Raw genomic sequence first — 17708 nt, forward strand, 5'->3', positions numbered from 1 at the left:
AGCGCGGGTCACGGTAATCCGGATGCGCCCGCCGGTAGGCTCGGTGACCTGATGAGCGCCACGTTGATCGCCAAGGATCTCACCGCCGGCCACGGTGACCGTCTCCTCTTCGAAGACCTGAGCCTGGTCGTCGCGCCCGGCGACGTGATCGGCCTGGTCGGGGTGAACGGCGCCGGCAAGTCCACGCTGCTGCGCACGCTCGCCGGGCTCCAGCCCCGCGAGCAGGGTTCGGTGGCGTTGAGCCCGCCCGGCGCCACGGTCGGCTACCTGCCGCAGGAGCCGGAACGCCGGCCGGGTGAGACGGTCCGGGACTTCCTGGCCCGGCGAACCGGCGTGACCGCCGCGCAGGCCGCGCTGGACGCCGCCACCGAGGCACTGACCGCCGGCGCGGCCGGCGCCGACGACGCGTACGCGAATGCCCTGGAACGCTGGCTCGACCTCGGCGGCGCGGATCTGGACGAACGGGCCGAGCAGGTCGCGGCCGAACTGGGCCTGGACGTCGGCCTGGACCATCCGACGACCGGGCTCTCCGGCGGGCAGGCGGCCCGCGCCGGGCTGGCGTCGCTGCTGCTCAGCCGCTACGACATCTTCCTGCTCGACGAGCCGACCAACGACCTCGACCTCGCCGGGCTGGACCGGCTGGAACGCTTCGTCACCGGGCTGCGCGCCGGCACGGTGCTGGTCAGCCACGACCGCGAGTTCCTCACCCGCACGGTCAACCGGATCGTCGAGCTGGACCTGCACCAGCGGCAGGTCAACCACTACGGCGGCGGCTACGCGGCCTTCCTGGAGGAGCGCGCCGTGGCGCGCCGGCACGCCCGCGAGGAGTTCGAGGAGTACGCCGACACGAAGGCCGACCTGGAGGCGCGTGCCCGCACCCAGCGCGCCTGGATGGAGAAGGGCGTGAAGAACGCCCGGCGCAAGGCCACCGACAACGACAAGATCGGCCGCAAGTTCCGCACCGAGTCGACCGAGAAGCAGGCCGCGAAGGCGAAGCAGACCGCCCGCCTGATCGAGCGGCTGGAGGTGGTCGAGGAGCCGCGCAAGGAGTGGGAGCTGCGGATGGAGATCGCCGCCGCGCCCCGCGCCGGCGCCGTCGTGGCCTCGCTCCGAGGAGCCGTGGTACGCCGGGGCGGCTTCACGCTCGGCCCGGTGGACCTCCAGATCGACTGGGCGGACCGGGTGGCGATCACCGGGGCGAACGGCTCCGGCAAGAGCACGCTGCTGGCCGCGCTGCTGGGGCGGCTGCAGCTGGACGAGGGGCACGCCGCGTTGGGGCCGGGCGTGGTGGTGGGCGAGGTGGACCAGGCGCGCGGGCTGTTCCTCGGCGACCAGCCGCTGCTCGACGCGTTCGCCGCCGCCGTACCCGATCTCAACCCGGCGGACGTCCGCACGCTGCTGGCCAAGTTCGGCCTGCGCGCCGACCACGTGCTGCGCCCGGCGGCGACACTCTCCCCCGGCGAGCGGACCCGGGCCGCGCTGGCGCTGCTCCAGGGCCGCGGCGTCAACCTGCTGGTGCTCGACGAGCCGACCAACCACCTCGACCTGGCCGCGATCGAGCAACTGGAGTCGGCGCTCGCCACCTATCCCGGCACGCTGCTGCTGGTGACCCACGACCGGCGGATGCTGGACGCGGTGAGCGTGAACCGGCGGCTGCGGGTGACCGAGGGACGGATCGCCGAGGACTGATCCGTGCCGACCGGCCGGCCCGGGGCCACAATGACCTCATGCTCAAGTGGGAGTACGCGCTGCTGGTCCGCCGCCGCCAGGCGGCCGCCACCGACGCCGGGTGGGAGATCGTGTTCATCTGGTACGGCCCGGACGGCTCCATGATCGACGTCACGCCGTACGGCGACACCGCGCTGGCCCACCTCAACCGGGCCGGTGACCAGGGCTGGGAGCTGGTCTCGATGAGCGAGGACCCGTCCCTGCCCGGCAACGCCGAGCTGCACCGCTACCACCTCAAACGCCCGAAGCCGGCCTCCCCCCAGCCCCGCCAACGCATGCGCCCGACCCGCCCCACCCGCCGAACCCTCCCCACCTGACCCACCCCTTCCCGCCCTCCCCGCCCTCCCCGCCCTCCCCCGCCCTCTCAGGGGGTTGATCATGAAGTTGGCGGCAGCCGCTGCCCGTTTTGCCCCCGCCAACCTCATGGTCAACGGGGTGCCTGGGCGCGCGACCCACCCGCATGGCTCCCGAGGAGCCCGGTGGTCAATCCGGCCGGCCCAGGTCCGGCCCGGCCGGTCAGTCTGGTCGGCCCGGCCCGTCCGGTCAGTCCGGTCGGTCCGGTCAGTCCGGTCAGCACGGCGGCGCGCCCCGCCCACACGGCCCTGGCCCAGCCAGTCTGGTCCGGCCGGCGCGGCGGCGCGACCTCGCCCGCGCGGTCCCTGCCCAGCCCGACCCGGCCCAGCCCGACCCGGCCCAGCCCCAGCCCAGCCCAGCCCGGCCCAGCCCAGCCCGGCCCAGCCCGGCCCGACCCAGCCCAGCCTGGCCCGGCACGCGGGAGTTGACCAAGGAGTTCGCGTCAGTGGACAGCGCATCCGGCGACCACAAACTCCTTGATCACGGGAGTGGGGGGTGATGAGCGAGGACGGGGAGGGTGGGGCGGGGCGGGGGTGGGTGCCGGGGCGTCCGGCCGCAGGTGGGCGTATATCTGGGCGGAATGGGGGTAACGCGCCGCCGGAGGTGGCGCATGGTGGCGATGGGGCAGGCCGCGCTCTCGGGTGAGCGGCTCCGGCAGGCCGACGGCTTCCTCGCCGAGGCGTGGGCCGACCTGGCGGAGCACGACGAGCGGTTGCGCGGGACGACGGTCGAGGTGCGGTTCGACCGGGGCGTGGCGCATCTGACCGGCGAGGTCGACGATCCGGCGCAGCTACGGCTGGCCCGCGAACTGATCGGCAGGTTGTCCGGGGTGCTCGGGGTGTGGTGCCGGGTCGCTGTCGCCGGCCGTCCGCCGGTGGTCGTCGACCTGGGCTGCGGGGCGACCAAGCAGTGGCCGGGCAACCTGGGGCTGGACATCTATCCGGCGCCCGGGGTGGACGCGGTCGCCAACCTCTCCGGCTCGCTGCCGCTACGCGACGACTCGGTGGACGTGTTCTTCGCGGTGCACATCGTCGAGCACCTGATCGACTTCCTGCCGCTGTTCGACGAGTGCCACCGGGTGCTCCGGCCCGGCGGCGTGCTGCACGTGATGAGCCCCTGGTGGCGGCACGTCAACGCGGTGGCCGACCCGACGCACGTCCGCCTGCTCGACGTCCAGACGTTCAAAGGTATCTGCGGTCAGCGCCCGCCCGGCGCCCCGCGCTGGTATCCGCTGCACGTCGGCTGCGACGGCGCTTCGGTCTTCGCCGACCTGACCCCGCTCCCCCCGAACGCCCCCGCCCCACCCCTCTCCCACCTGGCCCGCTTCTTCGACTGACCCGACCCCACCCCGACCCCACCCCACCCCGCCCCACCCCACCCACCCCGCGATCTTGCACTTTGGGCCCCGCCCATGGGGCAAATGTCCCGTATGCCGGGGCGGGAACTGCAAGATCAGCGGGGAGAGGGGGCGGATTCGCGGAGGGCCAGGCGGTGCGGGGCGACCAGTTCGCGGGGCGGGGCGTCGCGGTCGGCGGTGAGACGGCCGGCGAGCAGTTCGACCGCCAGGCGGGCGATGCGCTCCTTGTCCGGGGCGACCGTGCTCAGCGTGGGGATCGAGAACCGGCCGTCCTCGATGTCGTCGAAGCCGGCGACCGCGACGTCCTCCGGCACGCGCAGGCCGGCCTCGTGCAACGCGCGCAGCGCGCCGAGCGCGAGCGTGTCGTTGAAGCAGAAGACGGCGTCGGGGCGTACCTCGGCGGTGAGCAGGTGCCGCATGGCGGCGGCGCCGTCCGCGCGGTGCCAGGCCGGCGCGGGCGCCACCAGGCTGTCGTCGTACTCGATGCCGGCCTCGGCCAGCGCGGTGGCGTAGCCGGCCAGGCGTAGCCGGGCGCTGGCGCCCTCGGGGGTGCGCTGGGAGCCGATGGCGGCGATCCGGCGGCGGCCGAGCCCGACCAGGTGGGCGGTGATCTCCCGGGCGGCGGCCACGTTGTCGATCATGACGTGGTCGGCGGGGCCGTGGTCGACGCGCTCGCCGAGCAGCACCATGGGCAGGCCGTCGAGGCTGGCGAGGTCGTCGGCGGTGAGCGCGAGCGGGCTGAGGATCAGCCCGTCGATCATGTGGTCGCCGATCCCGCTGGCGGCCTTGCGCTCCTGCTCCGGGCCGCCGCCGGTCTGGTCGATCAGCACCGTCCAGCCGTGCTCGGCGGCGGCGACGACCACGTGCCGAGCCAGCTCGGCGAAGTACGGGATGTCGAGCTCCGGCACGGCCAGCGCGATCACGCCGGTGCGCCCCTTGCGGAGGTTGCGGGCCGACAGGTTGGGCCGGTAGTGCAGCTCGGCGATGGCCTCCTCGACCCGGGCCCGGGTGTCGGCGCGCACGTGCTGGTAGCCGTTGACGACGTTCGAGACGGTCTTCACCGACACGCCGGCCCGCTCCGCCACGTCCTTGAGCCTGTGCCGCACTTGACTTCCCTCCCCGCTGAGCGCTCCGGCCGCACTCTACCGCGTCACGACGACGTAACGACCTCTTTACATTGCGGGTTACAACGTTGTAGAAACCAGGGGCACGGTGACCACGGTCACCGGGGAACAGCTCCGACGGAAAGGTGGCATACGTGCCGAACGCACAGCTCACGGTCGACCCGGCGTTCCGGGTCGGTCCGGCCGACCGCCGGATCTTCGGCTCCTTCGTCGAGCACATGGGGCGGTGCGTCTACGGCGGGGTCTACGAACCCGGTCACCCCGACGCCGACCCGCGCGGCTTCCGTCGCGACGTGCTCGACCTGACCCGGGAGATGGGCGTCTCCGTGGTCCGCTACCCGGGCGGCAACTTCGTCTCCAGCTACCGCTGGGAGGACGGCGTCGGCCCGGCCGGTGACCGGCCGCGCCGGCTCGACCTGGCCTGGAAGACGATCGAGACCAACGCGTTCGGGCTGAACGAGTTCATGACCTGGGCCGCCGAGGCCGACGTCGAGCCGATGATGGCGGTCAACCTCGGCACGCGCGGCGTCGCCGAGGCCTGCGACCTGCTGGAGTACGCCAACCACCCGGGCGGCACCCAACTCTCCGACCTGCGCCGCAAGCACGGCGCCGAGCAGCCGTACGGGGTACGGCTGTGGTGCCTCGGCAACGAGATGGACGGCCCGTGGCAGGTCGGCCACAAGACCGCCGACGAGTACGGCCGGCTGGCCGCCGAGACCGCCCGCGCGATGAAGATGATCGACCCGTCGATCAGCCTGGTCGCCTGCGGCAGCTCCAACCGGGGCATGCCCACGTTCGCCGGGTGGGAGGCGACCGTGCTGGAGCACACCTACGAGCACGTCGACTACATCTCCGCCCACACCTACTACGACCCCTCCGACGGCGACCGGGCCAGCATCCTCGCCTCCGCCGTCGACATGGACGCGTTCATCACCGAGGTGACCGCCACCGCCGACCACGTCGGCGCCAAGCTGCGGCAGAAGCGCAAGCTGAAGATCTCCTTCGACGAGTGGAACGTCTGGTACCAGTCGCGCCTCCAGGCCGACCTGGACCGGCGCGGCTGGGTGGAGGCGCCCGCGCTGATCGAGGACGACTACACCGCGGACGACGCGGTGGTGGTCGGCGACCTGCTGATCACGCTGCTCCGGCACGCCGACCGGGTCGGGGTGGCCTGCCAGGCCCAGCTCGCCAACGTGATCGCCCCGATCCGCACCCGGACCGGCGGCCCGGCCTGGCGGCAGAGCATCTTCCACCCGTTCGCGCTGACCGCCCGGTACGCGCGCGGCACCGTGCTGCGCACCGAGCCGGTCGGCCCGACGTACGAGACCAAGCGGTACGGCGACGTGCCGGTGCTGGACACCGTCGCCGTGCACGACGAGGAGACCGGCGAGCTGGCCGTCTTCGCGGTCAACCGGGGTCCGCACGACCTCCCGCTCGACCTGGACCTGCGCGGCCTGCCGGGGCTGCGCGGGGAGGCGCACACCACGCTCGCGGTCGGGGACGACCCGGCCGCCACGAACACCGAGGCGGATCCCGAGCGGGTCACGCCCCGGGAGCTCACCACCCCCACTCTCGACGGCGGCCGCTGCACCGTGGCGCTCCCCGCCACCTCCTGGAACCTGCTGCGCTTCACACCTCAGCAGTGACCGGCCCATACTCCACATCCGTCCCCCAAGGAGTTCCCATGATCCAGAACGAGTTGAGCCGGCGGCGTCTGCTCGGCCTCGGCGTCGGCCTCGGCGCGGCGGCCTCGCTGACCCTGGCCGGATGCGGTGGCGGCAGCAGCAGTCCCGACCGCGCCGGCTCGGCCGGCAACGGCGGCAAGGACTACACCGGCCCCAAGGTCGACCTGAAGCTGTGGAACGGCTTCACCGGCGGCGACGGCGAGATCTTCAAGACGCTGGTCCAGCAGTTCAACAGCGAGCACCAGAACATCGCGGTCAGCGTGGTCACCTACGAGTGGGCGGACTACTACAGCAAGCTGCCCGGCGCGGTCTCCAGCGGCAGCGGGCCGGACATCGCGGTCATGCACATGGACCAGCTCGCCACGTTCGCCGCCCGCGGCACGATCAGCGAGCTGGACGACGTGGCCAAGACGCTGGAACTCAGCGAGGGCGACTTCGCCCCCACGGTGTGGAAGGGCGGGCTCTACAACGAGAAGCGGTACGGCATCCCGCTGGACATGCACCCGCTCGGCTTCTACTACAACAAGGCGGTCATGCAGAAGGCCGGCCTGGACCCGGAGAAGCCGCCGGCCACCCGGGACGAGTACACCGCCGCGCTGACCGAGCTGAAGAAGTCGGGCGTGCAGGGCTTCTGGGTCAGCCCGTTCCAGTTCACCGGCGGCATGACGTTCTACAGCCTGCTGCACCAGTGGGGCGGGAAGCTCTTCGACGACGAGGTGGCCAAGGCGACGTTCAACTCCGACCCGGCGGTCGAGGCGTGCACCTGGCTGGTCGACCTGATCAAGCAGGGTCACTCACCGGCCAACGTCGGCCAGGACGCCGACTACCTGGCGTTCAAGAGCGGCAAGAACGCGTTCAACTGGAACGGCATCTGGCAGATCAACGACCTGAAGAAGAGCCCGAACGTGCAGTGGGGTGTGGCGCCGCTGCCCCAGATCGGCAGCCAGCAGGCCGCCTGGGCGAACTCGCACAACTTCACCATCGTCAAGCAGCGCTCGGCGAACGAGAACAAGGTCTCCGGCGCCAAGGTCTTCATCAACTGGCTCAGCCAGCACTCGCTGGACTGGGCCAAGGGCGGCCAGGTGCCGGCCCGTAAGGCGGTCCGGGAGAGCGCCGAGTTCAAGGCGCTCACCGAGGTCAACGCGCTCGCCCCGGAGCTGGAGTACGCGGCGTTCCCGCCGGCCGTGCCGGGCCTCGGCGAGGTCGTCCTGACGTTCTACAACGCCTTCAACGAGGCCGCGCTGAACAAGAAGTCGCCGAAGCAGGCGCTCGACGACGGCGTGGCCAAGGCCAACAAGCAGCTCGAGGACAACCGCAAGAAGTACGGGAACTGATCCGTCGTGGCGGACGTGATCGAGGTCGGGGCGGCGCGGAACGGCGCGCCGCCCCCGGCGGGGCGTACCCGGCGCCGGGGCGCGACGGAACGCGGCAACCGGTCGACGCCGTACCTCTTCCTCGCGCCGTACCTGGTCCTGTTCGGTGTCTTCGGGCTGGCGCCGATCCTGTTCGGTGTCTGGATCAGTCTGCACCAGTGGGACCTCCAGTTGCCCAACCGGCCGTTCATCGGGCTGGACAACTATCAGGACCTGTTCTCCAGTGACTCGGCCATCTACGGGGACTGGTGGTCCAGCGTCCGGGCGACAGGCATCTTCACGCTGTTCTCGGTGCCGCTGCTGGTGGTGATCCCGCTGGGGCTGGCGCTGCTGCTCAACCGCTCGTTCCCCGGCCGCACCTTCTTCCGGGCCGCGTTCTTCGCCCCGTACGTGCTGGGCGTGGCGGTGATCGGCCTGCTCTGGCGCTTCCTGCTGGACGCCAACCTGGGCCTGGTCAACCGGGTGCTCGGCGCGGTCGGGCTCCCGTCGGACACGCCGTGGGTCACCGACGTGCCGTGGGCCTGGGTCTCCCTGGTCGGCGTGACGGTGTGGTGGACCTGCGGCTTCAACGCGGTGATCTACCTGGCTGGCCTCCAGGACATCGCGCCGGAGCTGTACGAGGCGGCGAAGGTCGACGGCGCCGGCGGGTGGGACCGGTTCCGCCACGTGACGATCCCCGGCCTGCGCCCGGTCATGCTCTTCGTCCTCACCACCACGATCCTCGCCTCGGCGAACGTCTTCGGGCAGGCGCTCCTGATCACCCAGGGCGCGCCGGGCGAGCAGACCCGGACGGTGGTCTGGCGGATCGTGGACGAGGGCCTACGTGACTACGACGCCGGTCGGGCCGCCGCGATGAGCGTGTTCTTCGCGCTGATGCTGGCCGTGGTGAGCGTCGTCAACTTCCGGCTGTTCCGCTACCGGGAAGACTGAGGGGCCGACCATGTCGAAACTGCGCCCGGTGCTGCGCTACGCCGTACTGCTCCTGATCACCGCGATCTTCGTGACCCCCGTGGTGTGGATGCTGCTGACGTCGGTGAAGACGTACGACGCCGCCCAGCAGGTCCCGCCGAGCTGGCTGCCGAACCCGTTCTCCACCTACGGCTACGACCGGATCCTGAACGACACCGCCAACCCGGTGCTGCGCTGGTTCCTCAACAGCATGCTGGCGGCCACCCTGCACACGCTGCTGGTGCTGGTCACCGCGTCGATGGCCGCGTACGCGCTGGCCCGGATGCGGTTCCGCGGTCGCGGCCTGCTGTTCGCGCTGATCGTCGGCACGCTCTTCCTGCCGCCCACCTCGCTGATCATCCCGAACTTCATCATCGCCGAGAAGCTGAGCTGGATCGACACGCTGACCGTGGTGGTCGTGCCCGGCGCGGCGAGCGCGTTCGGGGTGTTCTTCCTGCGTCAGTTCTTCCTCTCCATCCCGGCCGAGCTGGAGGAGGCGGCGGTGCTGGACGGGGCGAACCAGTGGCAGATCTTCCGGCAGGTGCTGCTGCCGCTGTCGAAACCGGCCCTGGCCACGCTGGCGGTGTTGTCGTTCCTGACCAACTGGAACGACTTCCTCTGGCCGGTGTACGTGTTGTTCAGCCCCGAGCGGCTGACCCTGCCGGCGGGCCTGGGCCTGCTCCAGGGCGCGTACGTGACCGACTATCCGGTGATCATGGCGGGCGCGATGCTGGCCAGCGTACCGGTGCTGATCCTGTTCGTGTTCGCCCAGCGTCACGTCATCCAGGGCGTCTCCCGCAGCGGCCTGAAGGGATGACCGGCCGACTCACCAGGCGGCGCGGCGCGGTGGCCCTGGCCACCGCGCCGCTGCTCGCCGCGCTGCTGGTCGCCGGTTGTGACGGCGGCTCCACCCCATCGAGTACGCCGGAGGGCGCACGCGTGTTCACCAACCCGGTCGTCCGGACCGACGCTCCCGACCCGCAGGCGATCCGGGTCGGCGACACCTGGTACCTGTTCCACACCAACGCCGGCGGCCGGAACGTCCCGGTGCTCACCTCGCCCGACCTGGTCGAGTGGACCCCGGCCGGTGACGCGCTGCCGGAGCTGCCGGACTGGGCGGACGCCGGCAAGACGTGGGCGCCGGAGGCGATCCAGCTCGCCCCGGACCGGTTCGTCCTCTACTACACAGTCGCCGACCGCGCCTCCGGCCGGCAGTGCCTGGGTCGGGCGGTGGCCGGTACGCCGCTCGGGCCGTACCTGGACGACTCCGACAAGCCGCTGGTCTGCCAGCCGGAGCTGGGCGGCTCGATCGACGCCAGCCCGTTCCGGGACACCGACGGCAGTCTCTGGCTGCTGTGGAAGAACGACGGCAACGCGATCGGGGTGGACACCTGGCTCTGGTCGCAGCGGCTGACGCCGGACGGGCTGCGGCTGACCGGCCCGGCCACGAAGCTGCTGAAGCAGACCGAGCCGTGGGAGGGCACCCTGATCGAGGGGCCGTTCTTCCACCGGCACGACGGGAAGCTGTTCCTGTTCTTCGCCGCGAACGCCTACGACAGGGACGTCTACGCCGAGGGGTACGCGGTCTGCGAGAGCCCGACCGGCCCGTGCGTGAAGGCGCCGGAGAACCCGATCCTGAAGAGCAACGACGTGGCCACCGGGCCGGGGCACGCCTCGATCGTCGAGCAGGACGGCCGCACCTGGCTGCTCTACCACGCGTGGCCGCCGGGCCAGGAGGGCACCACCGACCCGGGCCGCCAGATCTGGCTGAACGAGTTGCTCTGGACCAACGGCAAGCCATCCGTCCACGGCCCCCTCCAAACCGTGACCCGGTAAGGAGGGGCCCCCTCTTAACGCCTCCGGTATAGAAGGGGCCCCCTCTCAACACCGAGTGTTAAGAGGGGGCCCCTCCTTCAACTGCGGACTCAGGGGGTGGGGGCGGGCTCGGGGGTGTCCTCCGCGTGCTCGCGGCGGGCCAGCCGGTTCTTGCGGTGCCCGTAGCCGAAGTAGATGATCGCGCCGAGCGCCATCCAGATCAGGAACCGCACCCAGGTCTCCACCGACAGGTTGAGGCTGAGGTAGAGGCAGGCCACCGCCGTGACGATCGGCAGCACCGGCGAGAACGGCACCTTGAACGGCCGCTCCAGATCGGGGCGCCGCTTGCGCAGGATCGGCACCGCGAGCGCGACCAGCATGAACGCGCAGAGCGCGCCGATGCTGACCAGGTCGGCCAGCGCGGAGAGCGGCAGGAAGCCGGCGAGCAGCGCCACCACCACCGTCATGATCGCGGCGATCCGGTACGGGGTGCCCCAGCGCGGGTGCACCTTGGCGATCGACGGCGGGATGAGCCCGTCCCGGGCGATGGCGAAGCCGATCCGGCCCATGGCCACCAGGTCGACCAGGATGACGCTGGTCAGACCGGCGACGGCGGCGATGGAGACGAGCACCGCGGCCCAGCCGGCGCCGACCGCCCGGAACGCGGACGCGATCGGCGCGCCCTCGTCGATCTCGGTGTACTTCACCATGCCGACCACGACCAGCGAGACACCGATGTACAGCGCGGTGGAGATGACAAGCGTGCCGAGCAGACCGAGCGGCAGGTCGCGCTTGGGCTTGCGGGTCTCCTCACCCAGGTTCGCCACGGCCTCGAACCCGGTGTACGCGAAGAACACCACCGCGGCGGCGGTGAGCACCCCGACGAAGCCGAACACGGACGGCTCCAGCCCGAACAGGAGCTGGGTCACCGGCTGCTTGATGCCGTCGTCACCGGCGCCGGCCGGCTCGGCGGACGGGATGAACGGGGTGAGGTTGGCCGCCTTCACGAAGAACAGGCCGGCGATGATGACGAAGGCACAGATCGCCACCTTCACCAGCACCAGCACGTTGGTGACCCGGGCGGACTCGCGGATGCCGACGATGGCCACCACGCCGAGCACCAGCACGATGCCGATCGCGCCGAGGTTGACGATGCTGCCCTCCTCGGCGAACCAGGCGCTGGGCAGGCCGAACAGGTCGGTGAGATAGCCGGACCAGCCCCGGGCCACCACCGCCGCGCCGAGTGAGAACTCCAGCAGCAGGTCCCAGCCGATGATCCAGGCGACGATCTCGCCCATGGTCGCGTACGCGTAGGTGTAGGCGCTGCCGGCGGTCGGCACGCTGGAGGCCAGCTCGGCGTAGCAGAGCGCGGCGAGCAGCGCGACCAGGCCGGCGATGCCGAAGGAGATCACCACGCCCGGGCCCGCGCTGTTCTTCGCCTCCACGCCGGTCAGCGTGAAGATCCCGGTGCCGATCACGATCCCGATGCCGAAGCCCATCAGGTCGACGGGCCCGAGCCGGCGGCGCAGCCCCGGCTTGCCGTCTTCGCCGTCGGCGTCGCCCTGGGCGATGACGTCCTGGATCGGCTTGGTCCGCAGGACTGACATGGATCACCTCCCCCAACGGTGCGACCACCGTGGTCGGCGGTCCGTGACCGGCCAAGCTACCCAGCCGTTTCGGTCCCCAATCCCGCACGGGAGGTGTCGGAATGGTCACGATGCGCGGCGTGGGCCGGCTCACCCGTGGCCCCGTTCCGGCACGGCCGGCATCGATCCGGTCCAGGGTCTTGCGCCGGATCGGGAATGATGAAAGTTTCCTACTCGTGACGCACGTCGCACGGCGAATCTTGCCGACCGCGGCGGCGCCACCCGTCCCCCCGGACCCGACGAAGGGACCGCACCGCATGAAGGCAACTCCGCTCAGAGCCGCCGCGCTGGCCGTGGCGCTGCTCGGCGCGCTGGTCGCCGGCACCCCGGCGCAGGCCGCGCCGGACGAGACGACCACTAACTCCACCACCGACTGCGTGACGAACCCGGCCACCCCCAAGCGGCAGTTCCGGGCCATGTGGATCGCCTCGGTGACGAACATCGACTGGCCCAGCAAGGACTCCTGGACCGCGCCGGACCAGGTCGCCAAGCAGAAGGCCGAATACCTGGGCTGGCTCGACCTGGCCCAGAAGCTCAACCACAACGCCGTCGTGGTCCAGGTCCGTCCGACCGCCGACGCGTTCTGGCCGTCGCCGTACGAGCCGTGGTCGGAATACCTGACCGGGGTACGCGGCAAGGACCCGGGTTGGGACCCGCTGGCCTTCCTGGTCGCCGAGTCGCACAAGCGGAACCTGGAGTTCCACGCCTGGTTCAACCCGTACCGCGTCTCCATGCCGGCCCCCGGTGGCGCCGGCGCCGACCTGTCCAAGCTCGCCCCGGACAGCCCGGCCCGGGCGCACCCGGACTGGGTGTTCGCCTACCCGCCGGCCGGCGTCGCCGGCAGCCGGCTCTACTACAACCCCGGCATCCCGGCGGTCCGCGAGTTCGTCCAGACCGCGATGATGGACGCGGTCAACCGGTACGACGTCGACGGCGTGCACTTCGACGACTACTTCTACCCGTACCCGAGCGGCACCTGGCAGGTGCCCGACGACGCCACGTTCGCGCAGTACAACCGGGGCTTCACGGACAAGGCCGACTGGCGGCGGGACAACATCAACCTGCTGATGCAGGAGATGAACACCAAGATCAAGGCGGCCAAGCCGTGGGTGAAGTTCGGCGCCAGCCCGTTCGGGATCTGGCGCAACGCCTCGGCCGACCCGAACGGCTCGGACACCACCGGCTCGCAGTCGTACGACATCATCTCCGCCGACACCCGTAAGTGGATCAAGGAGGAGTGGATCGACTACGTCGTGCCGCAGCTCTACTGGTACATCGGCCAGTACCCGGCCGCCGACTACGCCCGGCTGGTGCCGTGGTGGGCCGAGCAGGTGCGCGGCACCAAGGTCCAGCTCTACATCGGCCAGGCCGACTACAAGAGCGGCGAGCCGGCGTACGGGTCGTTCTGGATGAACCCGCGCGAACTGTCCGACCACCTCACGCTCAACCGGTCGTACCCGGAGGTGCTCGGCAACGTGCACTTCTCCGCGGTGCAGGTCCGGGCCAACCGGCTCGGCGCCACCGACATCTACGCGGCCGAGCACTACTCGCGCCCCGCGCTGGTGCCCACCATGACGCACCTGCCGCACAAGCCGCTGCTGTTCCCGGTGGTCACCCGGGCCCAGCGGGAGGCGGACGGGGTACGGCTGAGCTGGCGGCAGCCCGCCGACGGCAAGGGCCCGCTCGGCACCGCCACCTCGTACGCGATCTACCGGTTCGACGGCCTCGGCCTGGCCGGGCGCTGCGACTTCGCCGACGCGTCCCACCTGGTCGGCACCGTCCGGGCCACCGACGGTGACGTGCAGTCCTGGGTGGACACCACGGCGGTCGCCGGCAAGCGCTACACCTACCACGTGACCGCGCTGGACCGCCTGGCGAACGAGAGCCCGGCCAGCCCGCCGCGCTTCGTCCGCTGACCCGTCGCGAATGCCCCCGGACCGCCACCACGATCCGGGGGCATTCGTCTGTTCGGGCGGATGTCAGCGAGCCGTTCTCCCGGCCATCGCCACAGGTCATCCCACTGATCGACACTCTTCCACATCCGGAGACCCCGGCCCCACCGTCCCGACGGAGGTACCCATGTCCCGTCGCCTCGCCACCACACTCGCCACCGCCCTGATCACGCTGCTCGCCACGCTCGGCCTGGCCGCGCCGGCCACCGCCGCGGTGAGCACCGAGCAGAAGCTCGCGGTGCTGTCCACCTGGACCCAGACCAGCGCCACCAGCTACAACGCCTGGAACAGCGCCCGCCTCGACCGGGCCCCCTGGACCGGGTACGGCTTCGACTGGTCCACCGACTACTGCTCGTCCAGCCCGGACAACCCGCTCGGCTTCCGCTTCAACCTCTCCTGCTACCGGCACGACTTCGGCTACCGCAACCACAAGGCCATGGGCATCTTCCCGGCCAACAAGTCCCGCCTGGACAGCGCGTTCTACGCGGACCTGAAGCGGGTCTGCGCCACCTACAACTCGGTGGTCCGGCCGGCCTGCTACAGCCTCGCCTGGACCTACTACCAGGCGGTCAGCGTGTTCGGCTCGCTCGCCGCCGTGCAGCAGGCCGACCTCGACCGCGCCGCGCGGATGAAGGCCGACGCGGAACGCCGCGCCACCACCCGCACCTGACCCACCCACCCACCACCCCACGCCCACCCCACCCCCACCCCACCCCGGGGCGCTCCGCGCCACCCCACCCCGGGCGCGCACGCTTTCACGGAAAGAGTGGCTATCCGGGCCGCAATAGCCACTCTTTCCGTGAATCTGCGAACAGGGGGCGGGTGGGGGGTGGGGGTGGGGTGGGGGTCAGCCTGTGGTGCTGCGGGGTTCGGCCGCCGGGCGGGGGGTGGGCGGGCCGAACCAGAGTGAGTCGGCCGACAGGTCCGGATGCTCGATGTGCAGCGCCAGCGCTGCCGCCTCGTCCAACCGCAGGCCCGCCCCCGCGCCGTACGCCGCGTCGAACGCCTCGTCGCCCAGAGTCCGGCGCAGCTCCGCCTGCCGGGTCAGCCAGTACGGCTCGTAGATGCCCGGGGTGGCGCGCAGGCTCGCCCGGGTGGCCTGGGCCGCGCCGAAGAGCCGGGCCGCGGCCACCGCGTCCCCGGCCAGCGCACAGCGCACCGCGATCGCGTTCACCGTGTCGCAGGCCCGACCCAGGTAGCCGTGACTCATCCGGGAGCGCAACGCCACCAGCAGGTGCTCGTGCGCCGCGACCAGATCACCCCGGGCCAGCGCCACCATGCCGAGCAGCATGTCCACCGAGCGGCGGCCCCGCTCCACCGGGCGGGTCGCCTCCACCGGGCGCGCCGCGCCGAGCACCTCGGCCGCCTCGTCCAACGCGCCCCGACGCCAGAGCAGCTCGGCGAGGTTGTAGACGGCGAGCAGCGCGTCGCCGACCACGTCCTGCGCGTACGCCCAGTCGATCACCTCGCGGCAGATCCGCTCCGCCTCGGCGAACTGGCCCATGTCCACGAGCGGCGCGGCGCGGCCGGCCAGCACCCGCGCCAGCAGGCCCAGGTCACCGGCCTGCCGGGCGGCCGCCTCGGCCCGCTGCGAGTAGCGCAGCTCCTCCGCGAACTCCCCGTCCGCGCCGGCGTGCAGCGAGTGCATGTGGTACGCGGCGGCCAGCTCGGCCTCCGGGATGTCCTCGCCCGTCTCGGCGATCCGGCCGTAGAGCCGGAACAGCCAGAGTCGCCCCTCCCGGGCCAGGCCACGCTCCCGCCACCACTGGTCCAGCCCGCCGGCCAGGTGCAGCCCCGACCGGGCGCTGCCCCCGGTGGCGCACCAGCGCAACGCGGCCCGAAGTTCCCCGGCCAGCGGGTCCAGCGCGTACAGGGAGAGCGTCACCGGCCGGCCGTCCGGCCCCAGGTGCGCCCGGTCCAGCGCGTGCCGGCACCAGGCGACGTGCCGGTCCCGGGCGCTCTGCTCCTCACCGGTCTCGATCAGCCGGCGGGCCGCGTACGCCCGGATCGGGTCCAGCATCCGGTAGGTGCTGCCCGAGGCGTGCGGCTCGGCCAGCACCATCGACTTGTCGACCAGCACCGACAGCGGGTCCAGCGGATCCTCGTCCAACAGCCACTGCACGGTCGGCAGGTCCACCGGGCCGGCGAAGACCGCCATCCAGCGCAGCAGCCGGGACGAGCGCGCGCCCAGCGTCCGGTACGACCAGGTCACCGTGGCCTGGATGGTCAGGTGCCGCTCGCTGGCCGACCGCTGCACCGCCCGGGTCGCCGGCGTCGGCGGGGCCGCCCCGGTCGCGGCGGCCACCAGGTCCACGGTGTCCTGCTGGTTGCCGCTCCAACCGGCCTCGACCGGGGGCGGCTCCGCCGACTCACGGCCGGCGTCCAGCGTGCCCAGCATGTCGTCGAGCCGCTCGGCCAACTGCCCGGCCGAGAGCACCCGCAGCCGCGCCGCGGCCAGCTCGATGGCGAGCGGCAGCCCGTCCAGCCGGCGCACCACCCGGCGCAGGTCGGCCTGCTCGGTCGCCGCCGGCGGCCGGCCGCCCCGGGCCGCCGCGGTCCGGTCCAGCAGCAGGGCCACCGCGTCGCTCGCGCCGCCGTCGGGCACCTCGTCGACCGACAGCGGCGGGATCCGCCACACCACCTCACCGGGTACGCCGAACGACTCCCGGCTGGTCGCCAGCACCCGCACCCCCCGGCCACCGGCCAGCAGCCGGGAGATCACCTCGGCCGACGCGGCCGGCTGGGCGTCGCAGGTGTCCAGCACCACCAGCATCCGGCGGGGGGCGGCGTACTCGACCAGGGTGTCGACCATCGGCCGGCCCGGCTCCGGGCGGAGGCCGAGCACGGCGGCGATCTCGAACGCGACCAGCCCCGGGTCGGTCACCGCGGCGATGTCGACGAACCAGACGCCGTCCGGGTAGTCCTCGACGATCCCGGAGGCCAGCTCCACGGCCAGCCGGGTCTTGCCCGCGCCGCCCGCGCCGAGCACGGTCACCAGCCGGTACGCCTCGACCAGCCGCCCCAGCTCGGCCCGCTCGAAGTGCCGGCCGACGAACGAGGTGACCTGGGTGGGCAGGTTGTGCGCCGCCGCGTCGGCGGTACGCGGACGCGGGAACCGCCGCTCCAGACCGGGCGCGACGAGCTGGAACAGCCGTTCCCGGTCGTCGAACCCGCGCAGCCGGTGCAGGCCGAGATCCAGCAGCGACGCGCCGTCCGGCAGCGGATCCGCGTGCCGGGCGGTGGCCGCCGAGCAGAGCACCTGACCGCCGTGCGCGGCGGCGGCCACCCGGGCCGCCCGGTGCACCTCCGGACTGGCGTACTCACCGTCGCGGGGTTCGGCGTAGCCGGTGTGCAGGCCCATCCGGACCCGGGGGACGGCGTCGGCGTTGGGCCAGTCGTGGCTGGCGAGCGCGCGTTGCGCGGTCAGGCAGGCGCGCACGGCGGCGGCCGCGTCCGGGAAGGCGAGGAAGAACGAGTCGCCCTCGGTCAGCAGCTCCGACCCGTCCGTGCCGGCGAGCGTGTCGCGCAGCAGCCGGCGATGCTCCCGCAGCACCGGACGGTAGACCGGGCCGAGCATCCGGGCCATCCGGGTCGAGCCCTCGATGTCGGTGAACACGAAGGTCACCCACCCGCTGGGGAGGTGGATCGGTGGCGACATGCGTCGAACCTCCCCCCGCTGACGTCGGGTTCATGCTGCCCTATGACCGCGTCGTCACGCATCGTGAG

General features: G+C 72.1%; 13 protein-coding genes. 10 read left to right on the plus strand and 3 right to left on the minus strand.

Going from position 1 to position 17708, the window contains the following annotated elements; all coding sequences use genetic code 11:
- The first annotated feature begins 51 nt into the window (after positions 1–51).
- The 3 genes from OG767_RS29050 to OG767_RS29060 all read left to right on the plus strand — a co-directional run bounded on the left by OG767_RS29050 (position 52) and on the right by OG767_RS29060 (position 3418).
- Entirely contained in the window at positions 52–1689 is a 1638-nt protein-coding gene (locus OG767_RS29050) for an ABC-F family ATP-binding cassette domain-containing protein (RefSeq protein WP_405091320.1), read from the plus strand.
- Between the two features lie 38 nt (positions 1690–1727).
- Positions 1728–2045 carry a hypothetical protein gene (locus OG767_RS29055; protein WP_405091321.1) on the plus strand — a complete coding sequence of 106 codons (318 nt, stop codon included), beginning with the start codon at positions 1728–1730 and terminating at the stop codon, positions 2043–2045.
- 647 nt (positions 2046–2692) lie between these two features.
- A complete protein-coding gene (locus tag OG767_RS29060) occupies positions 2693–3418 on the plus strand; it encodes a methyltransferase domain-containing protein (protein WP_405091322.1) in 726 nt (241 codons plus the stop codon).
- Positions 3419–3534: 116 nt separating this feature from the next.
- On the opposite strand, the gene OG767_RS29065 is transcribed toward OG767_RS29060, so the two are convergent.
- On the minus strand, positions 3535–4545 hold the full coding sequence (locus OG767_RS29065; RefSeq protein ID WP_405091323.1) for a LacI family DNA-binding transcriptional regulator: 1011 nt from the start codon (positions 4543–4545) through the stop codon (positions 3535–3537).
- Between the two features lie 152 nt (positions 4546–4697).
- Between OG767_RS29065 and OG767_RS29070 the strand changes: the two genes are divergently transcribed.
- From OG767_RS29070 to OG767_RS29090, 5 genes are read left to right on the plus strand one after another with little or no spacing between them, the layout of a single operon-like run.
- Positions 4698–6209 (plus strand): alpha-N-arabinofuranosidase, encoded by a 1512-nt coding sequence (locus OG767_RS29070; protein ID WP_405091324.1) that lies wholly within the window; start codon positions 4698–4700, stop codon positions 6207–6209.
- 38 nt (positions 6210–6247) lie between these two features.
- The gene (locus tag OG767_RS29075; protein ID WP_405091325.1) at positions 6248–7582 is read left to right on the plus strand and encodes an ABC transporter substrate-binding protein; all 1335 of its coding nucleotides are present in this window, start codon (positions 6248–6250) and stop codon (positions 7580–7582) included.
- Positions 7583–7588: 6 nt separating this feature from the next.
- Entirely contained in the window at positions 7589–8551 is a 963-nt protein-coding gene (locus OG767_RS29080) for a carbohydrate ABC transporter permease (protein ID WP_405091326.1), read from the plus strand.
- A gap of 10 nt (positions 8552–8561) precedes the next feature.
- Positions 8562–9386, plus strand: a complete 825-nt coding sequence (locus OG767_RS29085) for a carbohydrate ABC transporter permease (RefSeq protein WP_107161896.1) — start codon at positions 8562–8564, stop codon at positions 9384–9386.
- Positions 9383–10405 carry a glycoside hydrolase family 43 protein gene (locus OG767_RS29090; protein WP_405091327.1) on the plus strand — a complete coding sequence of 341 codons (1023 nt, stop codon included), beginning with the start codon at positions 9383–9385 and terminating at the stop codon, positions 10403–10405. The genes OG767_RS29085 and OG767_RS29090 overlap by 4 nt, the downstream gene beginning before the upstream one ends.
- An 89-nt stretch (positions 10406–10494) precedes the next feature.
- On the opposite strand, the gene OG767_RS29095 is transcribed toward OG767_RS29090, so the two are convergent.
- On the minus strand, positions 10495–11991 hold the full coding sequence (locus OG767_RS29095) for an APC family permease (protein WP_405091328.1): 1497 nt from the start codon (positions 11989–11991) through the stop codon (positions 10495–10497).
- Between the two features lie 296 nt (positions 11992–12287).
- On the opposite strand from OG767_RS29095, the gene OG767_RS29100 reads away from it, so the two are divergent.
- Complete coding sequence (locus OG767_RS29100) at positions 12288–13946, plus strand: glycoside hydrolase family 10 protein (RefSeq protein WP_405091329.1); 1659 nt, start codon at positions 12288–12290, stop codon at positions 13944–13946.
- 163 nt (positions 13947–14109) lie between these two features.
- The gene (locus OG767_RS29105; RefSeq protein WP_405091330.1) at positions 14110–14652 is read left to right on the plus strand and encodes a phospholipase; all 543 of its coding nucleotides are present in this window, start codon (positions 14110–14112) and stop codon (positions 14650–14652) included.
- A gap of 177 nt (positions 14653–14829) precedes the next feature.
- Here OG767_RS29105 and OG767_RS29110 read toward each other — a convergent pair whose 3' ends face one another.
- Positions 14830–17640, minus strand: a complete 2811-nt coding sequence (locus OG767_RS29110) for an ATP-binding protein (RefSeq protein ID WP_405091331.1) — start codon at positions 17638–17640, stop codon at positions 14830–14832.
- Positions 17641–17708: the final 68 nt, after the last annotated feature.

It is taken from the genome of Micromonospora sp. NBC_01392, assembly GCF_045040125.1.
Lineage (GTDB): Bacteria > Actinomycetota > Actinomycetes > Mycobacteriales > Micromonosporaceae > Micromonospora.